This is a genomic window from Pseudolysobacter antarcticus (assembly GCF_004168365.1).
GTDB classification, from domain to species: domain Bacteria; phylum Pseudomonadota; class Gammaproteobacteria; order Xanthomonadales; family Rhodanobacteraceae; genus Pseudolysobacter; species Pseudolysobacter antarcticus.
Genome location: NZ_CP035704.1, coordinates 3,940,436 through 3,959,758 on the forward strand (window position 1 = coordinate 3,940,436; position 19,323 = coordinate 3,959,758).

Below are 19,323 nucleotides of genomic sequence, written 5' to 3' on the forward strand. Positions count from 1 at the left end.
GGGGCGGCACTGATTTATGCGCACCGCTGATATATCTTTCCATCCGCAACAAGCGATATAATCTCCCCCGTTTGCCGCAAGGCAGCCACATTTCTCTCCGCCTTCCTTGAGGGGCGCTGCGACGGAGCAGGTTTTGCCTCCGCCACGCTCGGGGACAGGTCTGCAACAAGCGCGCCGCAATGATGAGTCAGCATCTCGTGCTGGCCATCAAAACTGGAGTCAACCATGAACGCTGTCGTCAAACCCTCCCATCAGGATTACAAGGTCGCCGACCTGAGCCTCGCCGACTGGGGCCGCAAGGAAATCGAAATCGCCGAGCACGAAATGCCGGGGCTGATGTCGATCCGCAAGAAATACGCACCGTTGCAGCCGCTGAAGGGCGTACGCGTAACCGGTTCGCTGCACATGACCATCCAGACCGCCGTGCTGATCGAGACGCTGGTCGATCTTGGCGCCTCCGTGCGTTGGGCGTCGTGCAACATTTTCTCGACCCAAGATCACGCTGCCGCCGCGATCGCCGTCACCGGCGTGCCGGTATTCGCATGGAAAGGCGAATCGCTGGAAGAATATTGGGATTGCACGCTTGATGCGATCACCCACAACGGCAACCAGGGCCCGGAGCTCGTAGTCGACGATGGCGGTGACGTGACCTTGTTTATCCACAAGGGTTTCGAGATGGAGAACGGCGACACCTGGGCGCAGAGCCCGTCGTCGAATCACGAAGAGCAAGTCATCAAGAATCTGCTCCAGCGCGTCGGCAAAGAGCGCCCAGGCTTTTTCACCAATGTCGTGAAAGCCTGGCGCGGTGTTTCGGAAGAAACCACCACCGGCGTGCATCGTTTGTACCAGATGGTCGAGCAGGGCAAGTTGCTGATCCCGGCGATCAATGTCAACGATTCGGTGACCAAATCCAAGTTCGACAATCTGTACGGCTGCCGCGAATCACTGGCCGATGGCCTGAAGCGCGCGATGGACGTGATGCTCGCCGGCAAGCTGGCTGTGGTCTGCGGTTACGGCGATGTCGGCAAGGGTTGCGCACACAGCCTGCGTGCCTACGGTTGCCGCGTTGCCGTGACTGAGATCGATCCGATCAATGCCTTGCAGGCGGCGATGGAAGGTTTTGAAGTGACCACGGTTGAAGACACACTGGGCCGCGGTGACATCTACGTCACCACCACCGGCAACAAGGACGTGCTGACGTTCGAGCACATGTCGCAGATGAAAGACCAAGCCATCGTCTGCAACATCGGCCATTTCGATAACGAGATTCAGGTCGATCGTCTGAACGAAGCGAAGGACGTTTCGCGCACCAACATCAAGCCGCAGGTTGATCGCTACAAGTTCGGTGAAGGTCGCGAAATCTTCCTGCTGGCCGAAGGTCGCCTGGTCAATCTCGGTTGCGCCACCGGCCATCCGAGTTTCGTGATGTCGAACAGCTTTGCCAACCAGACTCTGGCGCAGATCGACCTGTGGGCGAACAAGGACAAGTACGAGAAAACCGTGTATCGCCTGTCGAAGAAACTCGACGAGGAAGTCGCGCGTCTGCATCTGGAAAAGATCGGCGTGAAACTTACGCGTCTCACCGTCGACCAGGCTGCGTATCTCGGTGTGGATGCGGATGGTCCGTACAAGCCTGAGCATTACCGCTACTAAGTAAACCCGCACGTCATCGAAGGTCGGAGTAATACGCTCCGACCTTCGATATGCCGGCGATACTCGAAACACACCGCAGTGTAGCGATCTTCCTCGCTGCACGCAGATCGCTTCAGGCCGCGGCTCGCACTCGCGCGTTGCGCTTATCAGGAATCAGCGCATGACTGCCATCAGTTTCGAATTTTTCCCGCCCAAGACCGACGAGCAGCGCGACACGCTGGACAAGTCCGTGGCAAAACTTGTTGCGCTCAAACCGGAGTACGTTTCGGTCACGTTCGGCGCGGGTGGTTCGACGTTGAATTACACCCACGATACCGTCGTTGCACTCAAACGCGAACACGCGCTCGACGTCGCGCCACATATTTCATGCATGGGCGGCACGCGTGCGGAGATCAAGTCGCTGCTGGACAACTACGTCGCAGCGGGTATCAAGCGATTGATCGCATTGCGCGGCGACATGCCATCGGGCATGGCGGCATTCGGCGAATTTCATTACGCCAGCGACTTGGTCAAATTCATTCGCCAGGAAACCGGCGATTATTTTCATGTCGAGGTTGCAGCCTACCCGGAATTCCATCCGCAAGCCGAATCCGCAGAAGCCGATCTGAAGCACTTCAAACACAAAGTCGACGCCGGTGCAGACGGCGCCATCACGCAATATTTTTATACGCCGGATGCGTATTTTCGTTTTGTCGAAGACGTACGCAAGCTAGGCATTACGGTGCCGATCGTCGCTGGCGTGATGCCAATTTCCAACTATTCGCAACTGCGCCGTTTCTCGGAAATGTGCGGCGCCGAAATCCCGCGATGGATGGCCAAACGTCTGCACGCATTCGGCGACGATGCCGAATCAATCCGCGAGTTTGGTGCCGAGATGGTCGCCGACCTGTGCTACAAATTGATCGCTGGCGGCGCACCGGCATTGCACTTTTACACGCTGAATCGCGCGCGCGCGACCTTGGCAATTTGCGAACGCCTCGGCTTGTCGGGCGCGTAATTACGCGCCTGTACGAAGCTGCGACACCGCGCTAAGCTGCGTCATCTGCAAATATCATTGCAGCGCAAAATATCGGAATGACTATGCTGAATACCTTGAGTGCCGCGGATTTCGAATCGCTAGTCGGACAGAATCTTTCTTTCGAGTTTGCGGCAGGCGCGTACGAACTCGAACTTGTCGAGGTACGACCGATTCGTAATCCCTCGCCACGCGAGGCGCCGCCATTCGCACTGATATTGCGCGGCCCCCGAAATTCACCACTGCAGCAGGGTGTTTATCGCGTGCAGCACCCGGAGCGCGGTCCGCTCGATCTGTTCATGGTTGCACTCGGACCCGATGCGCACGGGCTCGTCTACGAGATTATTTTCAACTAGAGTCGCTCGTGTCTGGCGCCGGCGTGCGCCAGCCCAGGAAATGATAGACACCGCGATCTTCTATCAAGCTGAATCCCAATCGCTGGTACAAACGCTGCGCAGGGTTGTTCGGCTCGACGTGCAGCGCCAGCTGAATTTGTTTGATCGTCGCCTCTTGCATCAGCGCATCGAGCAAGCTTGAGCCGATGCCGCCGCCGCGCATGCGCTCGATCAACGCGATGTCCATCAGGCGAATTTCATTGGGCGTGCGATAGACGTATATACGGCCAATCGGTTCGCCTTCGTGCTCGACGACCAGAAAATCCGCACCGATATACACTCGACGGTAATGTTCGTGCTGCAACTGAAATTGTTGTTGCAGAAAATCGCGCTTGGCCTGATCGGGCCACGGCACCGGGCGCATTTCTTCAGCGCGCACCGATGCGTAAAGCGCTTCAAGAAATACCGTATCTGCAGCGCTTTCGTTGCGTAGTGCGAGCGCTGCCGACGAATCAGCCCATCCATGGGCGAGTATCTGTGCACTCATGCTGGCGTGATCACGCTTGCGGCAAAGCGATGTGGCACATTCGGCGCACTTTTCGCTTAGACGATTTCCGTGATTCGGAATGCCAGGTAATCGAAATTGCGTGCCTGTCCGAAACGCGCCTGCAGCGGCGCGCTTTTTTCGTCATTGTGATCGAACGCCCAAAGGTTGGCCCTGCTGCCGTCACGTTGTGGGCTGGCCAGAACATAACTGCCGGGCTGCAACAACGGCACGTCGAGCTGGGTCAAGGCGCAATGCGTTTGCCGATCCGCCTGCGCCGAGATATCAGCCTTCAGCGCATAGCTCAAAGCGAGACCACGCATCGCTTCGCGGCCGGCCGAAAATCTGACCGCCCCGCTACTGCCATGTGGATTGTCCGCGCGGAAATCCCATGCGATGTAGGAGTTCTGTTTACCGTCAAGCGAATCAAATAGTGCGTGCACGCGCAAACTGGCGAGCGCGGGATCACCATCTGCCACATGGAAAGCATCCAGGCAAATCTCGACACGCGAAGCCACGCACGACGTTGCGCCGCAGGCCTGGATCGAACGTAATGCGCCCTCGCCGTCCACGCGCGCCAGCGTAAACCCATCTTGTCGTTGGAGGGTTGCAACGAAAGGCGAGCCCAGCGTCGATGTCGCCACGCAGGCGAGCGGAAGTGCCGCCACCGACGAGCCAGTGATTGCAAGAAAGTTGCGCCTGCGCATAAAAATTCCCCGTGTATTAGGTGCGTGGTGGATAAACGCCTTGTAGCGCGATACAGAAGTTCAGCGTGAGATAAGGCTGCATGTTGTTGTGCGGCTGATCGCCGCCGGCCGGCGCGATAACTGTGTCATACATTTGCGCCAGCCCCGTGTTGGCAGCCTGATAGAGATTTGCACCTACCGAGCGTCCAAACACTTCCGCAACCGCCTGCGGATCTTCGCCCGGCTGCGTCGAAGCCATCAGCGGATGCGGGTGCGATGGCATCTCAGACTCAAGCAGCGTTACGGTTTCGCTGCCACCGGTTTCCCCAAGATCATGCAGCGACAGCCCAGGGCCCTGGCCCGGATGCATGGGCGCGCTGCCCTGCATGTTCGGCAATGCAAAATTGGATTTCCCGTCTCCGCCATAGGTGGTTCCCAGCAACGAGAATAGTGCAGTGTTCTGGCTGAGGGGCATAATCTGCCCGTTGCAGAACGCCCAGCCCTTGGGTGCAAAATTGAATGGAAAAATGCGAATCTCGGCAACGAACGGATCCATGGAAGCCTTCCCCTTAGGTCTGAGACGGAAATATTCCGAAAAGCGAAATGATGAAATCTACACAAAGATAAGGCTGAAAGTTTTCATGGGGCTGGTTACCCCCTACAGAATTGATCGATTGGGCATTCATCGCCGAATTTGCGGTGGTAGCAATATAAGGCGTGTAATTTGGGGTCGTCGCCGGGATATTGTTGGCGACCGTCGTCGCCGACGCATCATCCGTACTAGCCAAGAACGCGTGGCGGTGCGACGGAATCTGGGCGACGCTCAGCGTGATCGTCTCGGCGCCGCCAGTTTCGGCCAAAGTGAAGCCGTTGCCGAAATGCAAGGGCAGGCGTCCGCGCTGATCTGGTAACGCGAACGTGCTCTGGCCATCGCCGCCATAAGTGGTGCCGATCAAGTTGAACAAGGTTTCATATTCAGAAATCGGCAAAAGCTGCCCTTCACAAAACATCCAGCCGGCCGGTGCGAAATTCCCGGCGAACATGCGAATTTCGCCTACGTATGGTTGCGCCATCGTCTTGCTCCCCTAAGTTTGCGACGGAAAAATGCCTTGAAGGGCAATCGAGAAATTCAATACCAGAAACGGCTGCATATTCAGGTGTGCCTGACTTCCACCGATGATGCCAATGGTCGACGGATCCATTGCGTCCAGAGCGGCTGGAGGCGTATAGGTCTGCGATAGGGGGCTGGCCAGGAAATTACCCGTCGGAATGGCGACGTTGGTGTTGTTCGACTGCGTAGAAGCCTGTGCAACATGTACATGCGTAGGCAGCTCGGAGATGGATAGCGTGTGCGCTTGTTCGCCACCCCGCTCGCCCAAAGTGTGTGCGTTGCCGAAATGAATCGGCGTACGGCTCTGCAGGTCTGGCAGGCCGAAATTGACGCGTCCGTCACCGCCGTATGTCGTACCGAGCAACGAGAACAACCCTTGATTTTGGTTGATCGGCAACAACTGACCATTGCACAACGCCCAGCCCTTCGGTGGAAAACCGAAGGACATAATGCGAATTTCCGACAAAAATGGCTCTGCCATACCAAACTCCTTCTTCGATGAGTTCTACGGGGTAATGCCGCAACTGCCGGCAGCGACACCATTGATGGTTCCGGTGACCGTACCGTCACTGCTAACCGTAGCGGCCGCCGGATTCTGCGAAACCAGATAATTGTGAACGGTGGGTTCAATCTGGGCGCCGGACGTCAAACCTTCGAGATTGAAGGTCGAGGTATTTGCCCTGCGCAGCTGCAAACCATAAAAACCGGCACCACCCGAATTGGTCGTGTTGCCGCTGACCTTGCCGCAGATGGTGCTGTTGTTGCGCGCCTGCAGACGAATGGCATCGAGCGCGGTGCCGCCAGCGGCGACGCTGGAATTATTTCCGGTGACGGCAATCTTCAACAGGCCACCCGGTCCCGACGAACCGGACGATTCGCCTTGAATCGGGTACGCGTTATCGATGGCGCTGATTGTATTGTTTGCGACGTTCGCGTTGATGGTACCGAAGCCGACGACCGACGTGCCGGAGTTGAACACGCGGATGCCGACCTGATTTCCGCCTACCCCGGTGCCGACGAGGACGTTGTTTTTCACGTCGCCCGTTGCCGTACCCGGGCCACTGCCGCTGAATACGTTGATCAGGGTGCTGATCATTCCGGAGACGTGGTTGCCGTCCACATTGAAGGCCAGCGTCGAGGTCACCGCACGCGAAACCTGTATGCCCTGGTTACCCTGATTCGGTGCGCCGGGGGTGACGGTGTTGTTGAGGAATGTCGCATTCAACGACGAGCCATCGCCCGAATCTGCCGACAACGCGATCGCGCGGTTGCCGGTCAATGTCGAGTTTTGCACCGTGCCGGTCAGGGAGCCTGTCGTATTCGTCTGCAGGAACACGCCGTTATTTCCGGATGCGGTGCTGTTGTCCTTGATGGTGCACGCATCGAAAGTGATGGTGCCGCTGGTGGCCGAATTGTGCACGCGGATATTGTCTTCGGTCGAGCCGCTTACCTCGGCTCTTGTCACCAACGCGCTCGCATCGAGCAGGTCATTGAGCAGAATGCCAGCCTGCTCCCCCGTTGCATTCGTATTGTTCTGGATCAGCAGATCATTGGCCTTGAAACCGGAAACCGACGTGCCCTTGATGCCGCTGTTGGCGTTATTTTTTATCCACATCGACGCTAGGTTGACTTTGGTGCTTGTGAGGGAGATGCCGTCACCGGTCGTCTTCTGAATCGTGCCGCCACTGCAGGCCGTCGTTCCTGTCTTGCACGTATTCGTCGTGCCATCGCCAATTACGGTCATCACGCCGGAACCGGTATTGTTGAGGATGATGCCGCTGGCCGGGCCGGAGGCCGCCGTGCCCGCCGTAATGCTCCTGAAATTAAGCCCTGCCGCGCCGATGGTGGTATTTGTCACGTTCAGTGCGGTTGCTGTGGTGGTCCTCAAGGAACTTCCGGTGACTGTCGCTGTGACCGTACCGCCGCCGGTGGCGGTAAAGGCGGGGTTGGCGCCCGTATTGGCAGCTATGACCCCACTGAAAGCAATCAAGGCACCCGTGTTATTGCTTAACGAGATGCCACTGCCAGTTTCGTTGATCGAGCCTGACATCCCGATCGTGTCGCTGGTGCGATTGCTGACGACCACCGCGTTGCCGGAATTGTTGATGATCGGCTCGGCAAAGCTCACATTGCCGTTGCCGCCGTTGACAAGGAAAGCCGCTCCCGAGCCGCCGGCCGAATGGGCAATCTGGCCGATCGACGCCGAGAATGCCGTGCCGCCGACACCGCCAAAGGCGTTGACCAGGGATATGCCGGTTGTCGTCGAGTTGAGGCTGCTCACGAATGCAATGTTCGGCAAGACGATAGAGGCGTTGTTGACGTCTAGCGCTGGGCCACCGTTGGAATCAAGCCTGCCGACTCCCGAATTTTGCGATATACGGAAGCCTGTGCCCGCACCCGCATTCATTGCGCCGGTGCTGCTTACCAACAAACCAGTACCGGCATTGTTGTAGATGGTCAGGCTGGCGAAGGACAAATCGCCAAGGACGTTGCTCAGCGTCATGCCATTGACCGGCACACCGCTGGTGCTGTCACCAATACTGGTGGTGCCGCCGCTGACGGTCTGGAAGGAGCCGCCCGGGGTCGCATCGAACGTCATGCCACTGATCTGCACGCCCGTACCGCCAGTGAAACGCGTGATGGTGTTGTCGTTGAACGCGGTGATGTAAGCCGTGCCCACAGTGCGGCTGATGTCGATACCGCGCACGCCGGCCGTGATCGTGTTGTTGGAGACCGCAATCTGCTCCGTGGTGCCGGTCGAGCCGAATGTGGCCTTGATGCCTTCAACGCTCGATCCGCTGATGGTGTTGCCATTGATTGTTACATCGACGTTGTTGGCACCGGTCGCGTTGATATTGACCGCATTCGGCACGCCCTGCAAATCGAGGCCGCGAATTTCGACCGCAGTCAAATTACCTGCGGTGGCAGGCACCGAAACTGCACTTGCCGCACTGGCGTTGATCTTCGGCTGCAACCCGGCCGCAACCAGCGTACCGAAGCCAGGAACGGACAGACCAAAACCCTCGCCCCACATCCTCTGGCCACTCTTGAGCACGATGCCACCGCCGAGAGGAGTCGTGCCGGTATTGCCGCGGAAAACGAAGATGATGTCGCCCGCAGCGGATGCAGTCTGAGCTGCGGCCAGAGTCTCGAAGGCATTGGAAGATCTGCCATCGCTACCCGAGGCCGAATTATTGGCATCGACCAAGTCGCGCACATACCAGACCATCTGGCTGACCGTCACGCTGACCGTGCCGCTGACGAGGCCAGGGGTCGGCGTCGCCGAATCGGTGACCTGGAACGGGAAGGTATCCGTGCCCGTAAAGCCGGCCTTGGGCACGTAGGTGAACGAGCCATTCGCGGCAATCGAATAGTTGCCGTTGTTGGTCGAGTTACCGGCTGCGACGACCACACTGGGTGCTGACGGGCCATCCGCATCGGTCGGCAACGACTTGGTCAGGATGCTGTTCGCATCAACGATGGAGACAACACCGGGCAGCGTCGCACCAGCGACATGCAACTGAGTGTTGCCCGCGGTCGTGTAAGCAATCGTCGACGTGGTCAGAACCGGCGCGATGTTGGCGTGCGTGATCGTAACCACGAAGGTCTGACTGGCCGAGGTATCGACGCCGCCGTTGGCGGTGCCTCCGTTGTCATGAATCTGCACGGTAACGTTCGCGGTCTTGCTGCCAGCCGTCGCTTGCACCGCAGGGGTGAAGGTCAACACGCCGCTGGCGGAGATTGCGGGTTGCGCGGCAAACGCGCCGTTGTTGTCGTTGCTCACGATGAAGTTCACGGCCTGACCAGACTCATTCGGCGGACCGGCCGAGATCGCCGTCGCCCAGCCATTCACCGTTTGCGCACCGACATTATCGAGCAAGTTCTGGTCAGCGCCCTTGGTGAAGCTCGGCACATCATTGACCGGCGTGACGTTGATGACAAAGGTTTGCGCCGCTGACGTATCGACGCCACCGTTGGCAGTGCCGCCGCTGTCCTTGATGACCAGCGTGATGGTGGCCGTACCGTTGGCGTTTGCCGCCGGGGTATAGGTCAACACGCCGGCGGGTGAAATCGTCGGGGCAACACTGAACAGCGCCGCGTTGGTGTTGTTGGTCAGGGTGAAGCTGAGAGTCTGAGTGGACTCATCCGCGGGGCCAGCCGAAATTGCTGTGGCCCATGGATTGACGGTCTGCGCACCGGAATCCTCAAGCACAGTCTGGTCGGCGCCCTTGGTGAAGCTCGGCACATCGTTCACCGCGGTGACGTTGATCGCGAACGTCTGCGCCGCCGAGGTATCGACACCGCCATTGGCTGTGCCACCGTTGTCGTGCAACTGCACTGTGACCGTCGCAGTGCCGTTCGCATTCGCCGCTAGTGTGTATGTGAGCGTGCCGTTGGCGGCGATGCTCGGCTGTACCGCGAACAAGGCATTATTGTTATTGCTGACGATAAAGTTCAGCGTCTGGATGCTGCCATCGTTGTCGTTGAGCGCAGTCGCCCAGCCCACAACGTTCTGTGCCACAGCATCTTCAAGCACCGTCTGATCGGCGCCTTTGGTAAAGCTCGGCGCGTGGTTCACGAGGGCGACGTTGATATTGAACGTTTGTACTGCCGACGTATCGACGCCACCGTTAGCCGTACCGCCGGTGTCATGGATTTGCACACTGACAATCGCCGTGCCGAATTTGCTTGGCGCAAGCGTGTAGCTCAATGTCCCATTCGCGGCGATAGTGGGTTGTGTGCTGAACAACGCATTATTGTTGTTCGAAACGATGAAGTTCAGCGTCTGCGCGGCTTCATCGGCAGGCCCAGCGGAAAGTGCCGTGGCCCAGCCGGCAGTCGTATGCGCACCGGTGTCTTCGAGCACGCTTTCGTCGGCGCCTTTGGTGAAGCTCGGAACATCGTTGACCGGCGTAACGTTGATATTGAACGTTTGCACGGCCGAGGTATCAACGCCGCTATTGGCGGTGCCGCCATTGTCATGCAACTGCACCGACACGATGCTCGTCCCGTTCGCACTCGGCGCGAGCGTATAGGTCAGCGTGCCGGTTGCTGTCACTGCAGGCTGTACCGCAAACAACGTGTTGTTGTCGTTAGTCACGATGAAATTCAAGGCCTGACCAGACTCGTTCGTCGGACCAGCAGAAATCGCTGTGGCCCAGTTGACGATACTTTGCGGCGCTGCATCTTCAAGCACCGTCTGGTCAACGCCCTTGGTGAAGCTCGGTGCCTGGTTGACGGCACTAACCGTGATGACAAAAGTTTGCGCAACCGAAGTATCCACGCCGCCGTTAGCCGTGCCGCCGTTGTCCTGCGCGACGACCGAGATGGTGGCAGTTCCTGCGGTATTGGTCGCCGGGGTGAAGGTCAGCACGCCCGCTGCCGAAACGGCCGGGGCGACCGAGAACAAAGCCGCGTTGGTATTGCCGGTTACATTGAAGCTGACCGTCTGGGCAGATTCATCAGCCGGGCCCGGTGAGATTGCCGTGGCCCAACCGCTGACGGTCTTGAGGCCCGAATTCTCCAGCACGGTCTGATCGGCACCCTTGGTGAAGCTCGGCGGATCGTTCACTGCAGTGATATTGATCACGAAGGTTTGCGCTGCGCTGGTATCAACACCGCCGTTGGCAGTGCCGCCATCGTCCTTGAGCACCAGCGTGATCGTCGCCGAGCCGTTGGCATTGGCTGCCGAGGTGTATGTCAGTACACCGGTCGAGGAAACTGCCGGGGCTGCGCTGAACAAGGCTGCATTGGTATTGCCAGTCACCTGGAAGGTGAGAACTTGTCCGCCGCCATCACCATCGCTGATTGCCGTAGCCCAGCCATTGATCGTTTTTGCGCCCGCATCTTCCAGCGAGGTTTGATCCACACCCTTGGTAAAGGCTGGCGCGCTATTGATCGAGATAATCGCGACCGTGCTTGTGACCGCAACGCTGTTGGCGCTGCCGTCGTTGACGGTCCAACTGATCGTGCGCGTAGCTGCGGTCGGATTCTGCGAGGTATTGTTGTAGGTCACGCTGGCGAGCGCGAGCTGATAATTCGCGACCGTGGTACTGCCGCTCAAGCTAAGTACGCCCGTGCCGGCATTGAAGCTGCCGGTAATGCCGTTGGCGTTGACGAAACCGAGCACGTCCTGCGCACTGTTGAAATTGGCACTGATCGCAACTGTTGCGCTGGTCAGGTTGGTGTTGTCGACATCGCTCACCGTGATGCCGGCATCCAGCACCAGCGGCGGATTGGCTTCGGTGTAGGTGACTGCTGCGCCCGCAACTACAACCGGCGGATCATTTACCGGCGTGACGGTGATGGTGCTGGTCACGGCCGCACTTGCGGCGGCGCCGTCGCTGACGAGCCAAGTCACGATGCGCGACGCAGCCGCTGGATTTTCCGAGGTATTGCTGTAGCTAACGCTGCGCAAGGCAGCCTGATAATTCGCCGGCGTGGCGCTACCGCTCAGCGTGAGTACGCCGGTGGTTGAATTGAAGCTGCCGCTGATGCCATTGGCGTTGATAAATCCGAGTACATCCTGGCCGCTGGTGAAATTGCTGGTGATGCTGACGCTGCCACCGGCAAGCGTGGTGTTGTCCGGATCGGCAACCGTAATCGTCGAATCAATCGCGGTAGCAGCCTGATTCTCGGTGTAGTTCAGCGTGCCGCCTGCAGTCACAACCGGCGGATCGTTGACGGCGGTGACATTGATCGTACTGGTCGCGCTATTGCTCGACACGGTGCCATCGTTGACGCTCCAGCTGACGTTGCGCACCAGCACGCTCGGATCATCCGAACTATTGGCATATTTGACGCTGCGCAATGCCGCCTGATAGTTGGCCAAGGTGTCGCTGCCGCTCAGGTTGAGCGTGCCGGTGGTCGCAGTGTAGATACCGGAAATGTTGGCGGTATTGGTGAAGCTCAATACGTCCGCGCCGATCTGCAAGTTGCCGCTGATCTGGACGATCGCGCTGCCAAGCGTGGTGTTGTCGACATCGCTGACGGTGACGCTGTTGTCGATGACGGCGGCGGCCTGGTTCTCGGTGTAGGTCAACGTGCCGCCCGCGGTGATGACTGGTGCATCGTCGATGGCGGTGACCGTGACCGTACTGGTCGCGATGTTGCTGGGTGCGACGCCATCATTCGCCTGCCAGGAAATCGTGCGCGTCGTGGTAGCAGGATTTTGCGAGCTGTTGTTGTAGGTGACACTACGCAATGCAGTGCGATATGCCGCAACCGTCGCACTACCGCTCAGTGTAAGCACGCCGGTGGTCGCATTGTAAGAACCCGTGATGCCTGCCGCATTGACGAAGCCCAACACATCCTGAGCCGCGGTAAAATTGCTGGTGATGGAGACTGTCGCGCCGACCAGATTCGCGCTGTCCGGATCGGTCAGCCCGAGCGCTGCATCGATAACCACAACCGCAGTATCTTCAATGTAATTCGCGGACGCGCCGCTGGTGATGGTCGGCGGATCATTGACCGCAGCGACGGTGATCGTGCTGGTAACCGGCGCGCTGTTCGAGGCGCCGTCGTTGCCAATCCAGGTGACCGTACGCGCAGTCGTCGTCGGATCGTCGGAGCTATTGTTGTAGGTGACGCTGCGCAACGCGGCCTGGTAATTAGCGAGCGTGTCACTGCCGGTCAAACTGAGCGTGCCAGTTCCGGCATTGAATGCACCGGTGATATTTGCCGTATTGACGAAGGCCAACACGTCAGCACCGCTCTGGTAATTCGCGCTGATCTGCACGGTGGCACTGGCAAGATTGATGCTGTCGACATCGGCAACGGTAATGGTCGCATCGACAACCGTGGCAGCGCCGTTTTCGGTGTACGCGAGAGTGCTGCCGGCGGTGAGTACCGGCGGATCATTGACCGCGTTGACGGTAACGGTGATGGTCTGTGCAGCACTGGTATCGACGCCGCCGTTCGCGGTGCCGCCGTTGTCATGCAACACGACGGTGAGGTTGGCCGTGCCGAAAGTATTGCTTGCTGGCGTGAAGCTCAATTGACCGCTGGCGCTGATCGTTGGGGTGCCGTTGAACAACGCCGCATTGTCGTTGGCATTGATGATGAAATTCGGCGCCTGTGAAGCTTCGTCGATCGCGGTGGCCGGGCCTGGCTTGATGCCGGTGGCAACGGTCACCGTTTGCGCGCCCGCGTCTTCGTTCACCGCCGGCGGATTCTGCGCAGTGAATTGCGGTACGTCGTTGACTGGCGTGATGGTGAGGCTGACGGTTGCGGGCGTGGAGTTGCTCTGCCCATCATTGCTCACATAGGTAAAACTGTCGCTGCCGTTGGCATCGAGATTCGGCGTATACACCACCGTTGCACTGGTGCTGTTGACCGCAGTCACCGTACCCAGCGTGCCTTTGCTGGGCGGCGTGACGATGCTAAAAGTGAGGGCCGCACTTTCCGGATCTGCGCCACTCAAGGTGATGGTGGAGGCAGTGTCTTCCAGCGTCGTCGCAGCAACCGCGTTGGCGCTCGGCGGATTGTTTTGCAGATCGGTGACATCAAGGCGGAAAAATACCTTGCCGCCTTCGATCGCCGCATACAACGCACGAATGTCGATTGCGGTTTCGCCGCTAGTGGCATCGGCAGCGGGATCGGTAGCCAGTGGTGACACGCCGGCCCAGTCGGAAACCTGACCGTCGACGATGAAATTGGCCGCAAGCGCGGAACTGGTGACAAACAGGAACATCGCGAACAAGCGCCAGCGCCGTGCGCGGCGTGCACCTACCCAGAGGAACAATGCCGCGAGAATACCGAGCATCGGTAAAGTGAGCAGCGGAATTGGCTGCGCATCCAGCGCCAGAAAAATGGATCTTCCCGTGCCGCTGCCATCTATCGTGACCAGTTGATCGCTGCCGCTGGGACTGGTGGCAACCACGCTGAGTCGGATGACATTGCTGTTGTTTGCTCGCAATGCCTGTTCGTCATCGACCAGCTCAATGACATCAGAGCCGCCGATACCGTTATTCAAGCCGAGAGCAGCACCGCCAGGCAATGGCGAAGGGCTCACGAAAACACCCGCCGAGCACACTGCGCGCGTTACACCGACAATGTGCGGTGCAATCCCGCCGGTAGCGGTTACCTGCAATTGCACTTCGGCACCACTGACAGTGCCGCTGCTCGATACGACGCTACAACCCGTGCCTGCGCTGTCGTCGGTATCAACGTAGATGCTGTAGCTATAGGTTTGCGCCATGACAGGCGCAGCAAGACCGAGCAGCAGCGCAAAGGCCGCCAGCCGCGAAGCCAAAGTGGATGTCGTCATGTTCCCCATATCCCTAGTTATGACTCCCGGACCCCACATCCGGTAGAACCCGATTGTATCAGGGGAATTTACATTTGCGCGCTAGTTCTTCACCTATTTGCAACAGCTCTTGGCAAAACGATCACTTGACTCAGTAGTGCGGAATTTGGGCACGAACCATGCGCTACGGGGCCGCCTGCGCCATATCGAACATCGCCTGAAGCCACGGATTTACGCGGAGGTCGATTACGAGATGGACGCGGTCATTCACTCCGCGATTGGTGACACGATGCGGCAAGTCGAAATTGATGTACCAGCATTCGCCGGCGCCCAGCGACAATGATTGGTCATCGAGCCTGAAATCGACGTCCGGGCTGGTATGCACCGGCACGTGCAGACGTGCTGCGCCTTGCTCGAAGCAGAGACCTAAATCACGATGTTCGTGAATGCTTGCTCCCGCCGCGAGCTTGAGGAAGCGCACCGCTTCAATCGGACACTCCAGACGCGCAAGCAATTGCGGTATGTAGCTGCAACGCGACATTAGTTGAGTATCAGCAAAATCGCTGCGTGTCGGATCGGCATACAGCGGCACGTGGGTCCCGGGAATTCCGCGCAACGGAATACCGCTCCAGTCGCCGCTGTAATAGCCGGTGTTGAAGTGCGGACTCCAACCCACCGGCGCGACTTCGGCAAGATCGGCGCGCAGTGCGTCGAGATCGCACTCAAACGGCAACTGCAGATGATGGATTCTGCTGACTCTGCGCAGGCGGATCGTCTCGAGCGCAGCGTAGTGTGGTGTGATCCAGCGTGCCACGGTGGCGCGCAACGGCGCCGTAGCTTGCGCCTGCTTGGCCACGCGATCGTCAACGAAGGACTCATGCGGCTGTTTGGCGTGACGCGTCAATAGCGCGGCCAGTCGCGCCGTATCGAGCGCATCTGGATTCAGCCCCAGCGCCGCGGGCAAGCGCGTCGCGAGCGCGTCGGGAATTTCCGCGTAATTGAGCAATTGCATTGCACTGGCGTGCGGAATTATCGCCGCGCAAATCGCGCCGATAACGCGCGCGGCGTGCTCCGCCGGAGTATGTTCTTGGCTACTGTCTTCGCTGGTTTCCAGAGCCATGCCCGGCAGCAATCCCGGCACGACATGCCGCCCCGGCGCGCGTGCGTGCGACACCATTACCTCGACCGGATCGCGATACACGAACAGCCACGGTGCGTGCACGACACGACGGATTTCTACCAACGCCAATGTGAGCCAGGCATCAAGCTTGAAGCAGACCGCGCGATCCTCACCGGCCGGTTGCGACAGCGCCGCAATCACTCCGCGCAACACCAGCCAGTCCGGATCATGACCACTGCGCGCCAGCGTCACGGCGCCATCGAGCAATGCCGGCTCGCTCAACACACGCATGCCCGGCCAGACCTTGAGTGCTTCGGCCACAAGCGTCGAACCACAACGCGACATGTGATACACCAACCCTGCCACCGGTAACGCCTCCGCAACCAACGTCGCGACAAAGTCCGCACTCAACGGCGTGCGCACAGAAAAATAGCGGTTTAACGGCAATGCGCGTAAATCGAGTGCCGTGATTTCGTGAAACACCTCATCAGCACGACCCGCGCCGCAACCCCAGACCAGCTCGGCGCCATGCGGTCCGAACTCCAGCGCGAACGGCTGCCAGCCATGGCGCATAGTCAGCGGCCAATGCGCCAGACGGCAACCACTCGGAGTTGGCGTGACGGCCGCCAGCTTGGCGTCAGTGACTTCGTCGAATTCGATGCCGCGCTCGCGCGCCGCTTCACGCAGCGCCGCGGCAAAAGCATTACTTGATCGGTGCGCGGCCAGCGCCTGCGCGAGTTCAGGCTCGGCTGCGATCAGCAAAGCGCAACGTGCCAAAACATCGCCCTGACCAGGATCGTTTGTCGAGACATTCGTCTTGGCGCTGGCGGGTGATTCTGAGATCATCGATGCTGGCTCTTGATGGTGGGAATCACGGACATGATCGATCGAATCGGCGCGGAAGACTTTGAGAATCTGCCGGATAATTCACTCGCGCAACGCCGCGACTCTGGGTCGGTCATGCTTGAGGTAATCGAGGTAGTCCGCCTGTCGGCGGCACTCCGCAGCGTCGCATCATTTGCGCTGATTCTTCGCGAAAACGGCGCACGATTATGGGAATCGCAAGGCATCTACGTCTACGACCATCCGCAGCATGGTGAACTGGAATTGTTCACCGTGCCAATTGGGTCGGATGCACATGGCATGCGCTACGAAATCAACTTCAACTGAGACCGACCGCGCTCGGTTCCAGGTGCAGTAAATCGTAAACGTCGCCCGTCTCGATCAGCACAAACCCGAGCCGGTCGTACATGCGTCGCGCCGGGTTGGTGGCCTCGACATATAACGCGATGCGTACTCCCTCGCGTCGCGCCTCAGCGATCACTTCGGCGAGCAGAGCCGAGCCCAGCCCCTGATTGCGCTGCTGTGGAATCAGTGCAATATCCAATACCGAAATCTCGCTCGGCGCACGATGCACGTAGATGCGCCCGATTGCCTCGCCATCGCGCTGCACCAGCAGGAAATCCGCACCGGCGAAAACGTCGTGATAATACGCGTGCTGGGCGCCGAACTGGTGATCGATCAAGGCATTTTTGAACTCATCCGTCCACGCTGTCATGGCCAGTTCTTCGGCGCGTGTCTCCGCGTACAGATCACGCAGGAACGGCATATCCTCGGTCGTAATCGGCCGCAACGTGATGCCGGACGGACAGCCGGCGAAATCGTCGAGCAAGGCGCGCGCAATCACAACTGTCTCACTCGGCTAAACATTGCGGACTTCGAACACAGCGCAGGCAAAGCCAGCCGTGGCGTTGGGGCGATGCTCGACCGCTTGGCCAGACTGCAATCATCATCGCGCAGATAGGCCAAACGCACTTTCAGCGCGCCGCTGTCGTAATCGCAAGCGCGGCCCACGTCCCGCCCAAACGCCAGCCCGAGAGCGGCGCCGGACGAGCCCAGGAAATTGCGTCCGACGAAGAAAGGACGGCAACCGAGATTGCCGTCAAACGGGGCTTTCATGCGCTGGCGGTCCTCGCTAGTTACGCTGCGGAAACACGCCCTGCAGGGCAATGATGAAAGTGATCGGCAAACTCGGCATGACGTTGTTATGCGGCAGCGAGCCGCCCTGCATCGGCAGTGGCGCCAGCGCTACCGTCGGCGGGGTCGTAGCATACGGCGCATATGCGTTGCCGTTCCCGCTCTTGGTAAATGCCGCACCCGTTACAGGCGCGCTCACCCCGACCGCCGCACGCGGACTGATACTGTTCATTACATGGTTGTGCTGTGGCATCTGGTTTTGCAGCAACGTTACGCCCGCCGAACCACCGGATTCGCCAATTACCCTCGGGCTCAGTCCCGGGCCGGCTCCGGTTCCGATCGGTATGCTTCCCTGCAGATTGGGCAAGCCAAAGTTGCTGGTGCCGTTGCCGCCGAAGCTGACACCGATCAGGGAAAAAAGCGCGCTGTACTGTTGAATCGGCAAGAGGGCGCCATCACAAAAGGCGTTCCTGCTCGGCGCGAAACTGCCGGCAAACATTCTGATTTCAGCGAGAAATGGTGAAGTCATGACGGTCGTATCCTCAATTGCGAGTCGGGAAAACGCCAGCCCAGGCGATCATGAATGTGATGGCAAGGTACGGCTGCATGTTGTCGTGCGGCAGGTTGCCGCCGCTGAACGAGATCGAATTTGGATCCATTGCCAATGCAGGCACCACCGGCACGTCGACGTCATACATCTGCACTGCCGACGGCGTGGCGGGGATATTGCCGGCCGGACTCGCTGTGGTCGCGACAGCGGTATTCACCACAAAAGCGTGTGTATGCGCAGGCATTTGGGCCGACAGCAGTGTTACGTTTTCGGTGCCGGCGAGCTGACCCTGGACATACTGCTTGCCCGATCGTGCCCCACCCATGTGCAGCGGAGCACGGCCACGCAGATCGGGCACCGCGAAAGTCTGGACTCCATCACCGCCGTAGGTAGTGCCAATCAAGACGTACAACACTTCGTATTCAGCGATCGACACCAAGCGTCCATCACACGGGAAATAGCCGACCGGTACGAAATTACCACCGAACATGCGGATTTGACCAACAAAACAGGTACTCATGACGGGATTCGCTCCTAGTTACGCGAAGGGAAAGCGCCCTGCAGCGCGATGCAGGCGTTAAGTACGAGATAAGGTTGCTGGTTCGAATGTGGCTGATTGCCACCGGCCATGCCCACGGTCTGCGCCGCCATTGGAACCAGGCCAGCGCCACCCGCAGCGGAGTACATGGTCGCGTTAGTCGCCGCGGCTGCGAGCACGTTGCCCGCTGGCGAAAGTTGTCCGCCCGCAGTCGGCACGGTATTGACCAGATGGTTGTGCGCCGGCAGTTCCGTCAGTGCCAGTGTGTGATTTTCCTCACCGACAAATGCACCGATCGGGTTGGCATTATTGCGGTGCATCGGCGCGCAGCCTTGCAGGTTCGGCAACTGGAAATTGTTGACGCCATTGCCGCCATAAGTTGTACCGATCAACGAAAAGAGTGCCTGATTCTGCTGGACTGGCAACAACTGACCGTTGCACAGCGCCCAGCCACGCGGCGCGAAATTAAAGCCGAATAAGCGGATCTCGGCCACGTAAGGTTGGGACATCGTTTCTCTCCTCTTCTATCGCAAGTGGGATGGTCCAG

General features: G+C 59.0%; 16 protein-coding genes. 4 read left to right on the top strand and 12 right to left on the bottom strand.

Annotation, left to right across the window (positions count from 1 at the left end; translation table 11 throughout):
• Positions 1-225 precede the first annotated feature (225 nt).
• The 3 genes from ahcY to ELE36_RS16935 all read left to right on the top strand — a co-directional run bounded on the left by ahcY (position 226) and on the right by ELE36_RS16935 (position 3,024).
• The gene (gene ahcY, locus ELE36_RS16925; protein WP_129835373.1) at positions 226-1,653 is read left to right on the top strand and encodes an adenosylhomocysteinase; all 1,428 of its coding nucleotides are present in this window, start codon (positions 226-228) and stop codon (positions 1,651-1,653) included.
• Between the two features lie 160 nt (positions 1,654-1,813).
• Positions 1,814-2,650, top strand: coding sequence for a methylenetetrahydrofolate reductase [NAD(P)H] (gene metF, locus ELE36_RS16930; RefSeq protein ID WP_129835375.1), 837 nt, complete (start codon positions 1,814-1,816; stop codon positions 2,648-2,650).
• A 77-nt stretch (positions 2,651-2,727) separates the two neighbouring features.
• Positions 2,728-3,024, top strand: coding sequence for a DUF6916 family protein (locus ELE36_RS16935; protein ID WP_129835377.1), 297 nt, complete (start codon positions 2,728-2,730; stop codon positions 3,022-3,024).
• Here the strand turns inward: ELE36_RS16935 and ELE36_RS16940 are convergent.
• The 7 genes from ELE36_RS16940 to ELE36_RS20570 all read right to left on the bottom strand — a co-directional run bounded on the left by ELE36_RS16940 (position 3,017) and on the right by ELE36_RS20570 (position 16,557).
• A complete protein-coding gene (locus ELE36_RS16940; protein WP_129835378.1) occupies positions 3,017-3,550 on the bottom strand; it encodes a GNAT family N-acetyltransferase in 534 nt (177 codons plus the stop codon). The genes ELE36_RS16935 and ELE36_RS16940 overlap by 8 nt on opposite strands.
• 56 nt (positions 3,551-3,606) lie before the next feature.
• Positions 3,607-4,254 (bottom strand): hypothetical protein, encoded by a 648-nt coding sequence (locus ELE36_RS16945; RefSeq protein WP_129835379.1) that lies wholly within the window; start codon positions 4,252-4,254, stop codon positions 3,607-3,609.
• 16 nt (positions 4,255-4,270) lie between these two features.
• Positions 4,271-4,789, bottom strand: a complete 519-nt coding sequence (locus tag ELE36_RS16950) for a phage tail protein (protein WP_129835380.1) — start codon at positions 4,787-4,789, stop codon at positions 4,271-4,273.
• A gap of 13 nt (positions 4,790-4,802) precedes the next feature.
• Positions 4,803-5,306: a phage tail protein gene (locus ELE36_RS16955; RefSeq protein WP_129835381.1), complete on the bottom strand. Its 504-nt coding sequence runs from the start codon at positions 5,304-5,306 to the stop codon at positions 4,803-4,805.
• Between the two features lie 12 nt (positions 5,307-5,318).
• Positions 5,319-5,825 carry a phage tail protein gene (locus ELE36_RS16960; protein WP_129835382.1) on the bottom strand — a complete coding sequence of 169 codons (507 nt, stop codon included), beginning with the start codon at positions 5,823-5,825 and terminating at the stop codon, positions 5,319-5,321.
• Between the two features lie 24 nt (positions 5,826-5,849).
• Positions 5,850-14,612, bottom strand: coding sequence for a beta strand repeat-containing protein (locus ELE36_RS16965; protein WP_165371667.1), 8,763 nt, complete (start codon positions 14,610-14,612; stop codon positions 5,850-5,852).
• A gap of 163 nt (positions 14,613-14,775) precedes the next feature.
• The gene (locus ELE36_RS20570; RefSeq protein ID WP_207215804.1) at positions 14,776-16,557 is read right to left on the bottom strand and encodes an aspartyl/asparaginyl beta-hydroxylase domain-containing protein; all 1,782 of its coding nucleotides are present in this window, start codon (positions 16,555-16,557) and stop codon (positions 14,776-14,778) included.
• A gap of 33 nt (positions 16,558-16,590) precedes the next feature.
• Between ELE36_RS20570 and ELE36_RS16975 the strand changes: the two genes are divergently transcribed.
• Entirely contained in the window at positions 16,591-16,881 is a 291-nt protein-coding gene (locus ELE36_RS16975; protein WP_129835384.1) for a DUF6916 family protein, read from the top strand.
• On the opposite strand, the gene ELE36_RS16980 is transcribed toward ELE36_RS16975, so the two are convergent.
• From ELE36_RS16980 to ELE36_RS17000, 5 genes are read right to left on the bottom strand one after another with little or no spacing between them, the layout of a single operon-like run.
• Positions 16,874-17,398: a GNAT family N-acetyltransferase gene (locus ELE36_RS16980; protein WP_129835385.1), complete on the bottom strand. Its 525-nt coding sequence runs from the start codon at positions 17,396-17,398 to the stop codon at positions 16,874-16,876. The two genes, ELE36_RS16975 and ELE36_RS16980, sit on opposite strands and share 8 nt — an antisense overlap.
• Positions 17,395-17,670, bottom strand: a complete 276-nt coding sequence (locus ELE36_RS16985) for a hypothetical protein (RefSeq protein ID WP_129835387.1) — start codon at positions 17,668-17,670, stop codon at positions 17,395-17,397. Before ELE36_RS16985 ends, ELE36_RS16980 begins: the two co-directional genes overlap by 4 nt.
• A 16-nt stretch (positions 17,671-17,686) precedes the next feature.
• Complete coding sequence (locus tag ELE36_RS16990) at positions 17,687-18,217, bottom strand: phage tail protein (RefSeq protein ID WP_129835389.1); 531 nt, start codon at positions 18,215-18,217, stop codon at positions 17,687-17,689.
• A 13-nt stretch (positions 18,218-18,230) separates the two neighbouring features.
• Entirely contained in the window at positions 18,231-18,758 is a 528-nt protein-coding gene (locus ELE36_RS16995; RefSeq protein WP_129835391.1) for a phage tail protein, read from the bottom strand.
• Positions 18,759-18,772: 14 nt separating this feature from the next.
• Entirely contained in the window at positions 18,773-19,285 is a 513-nt protein-coding gene (locus ELE36_RS17000) for a phage tail protein (RefSeq protein ID WP_129835393.1), read from the bottom strand.
• Between the last annotated feature and the right edge of the window lie 38 nt (positions 19,286-19,323).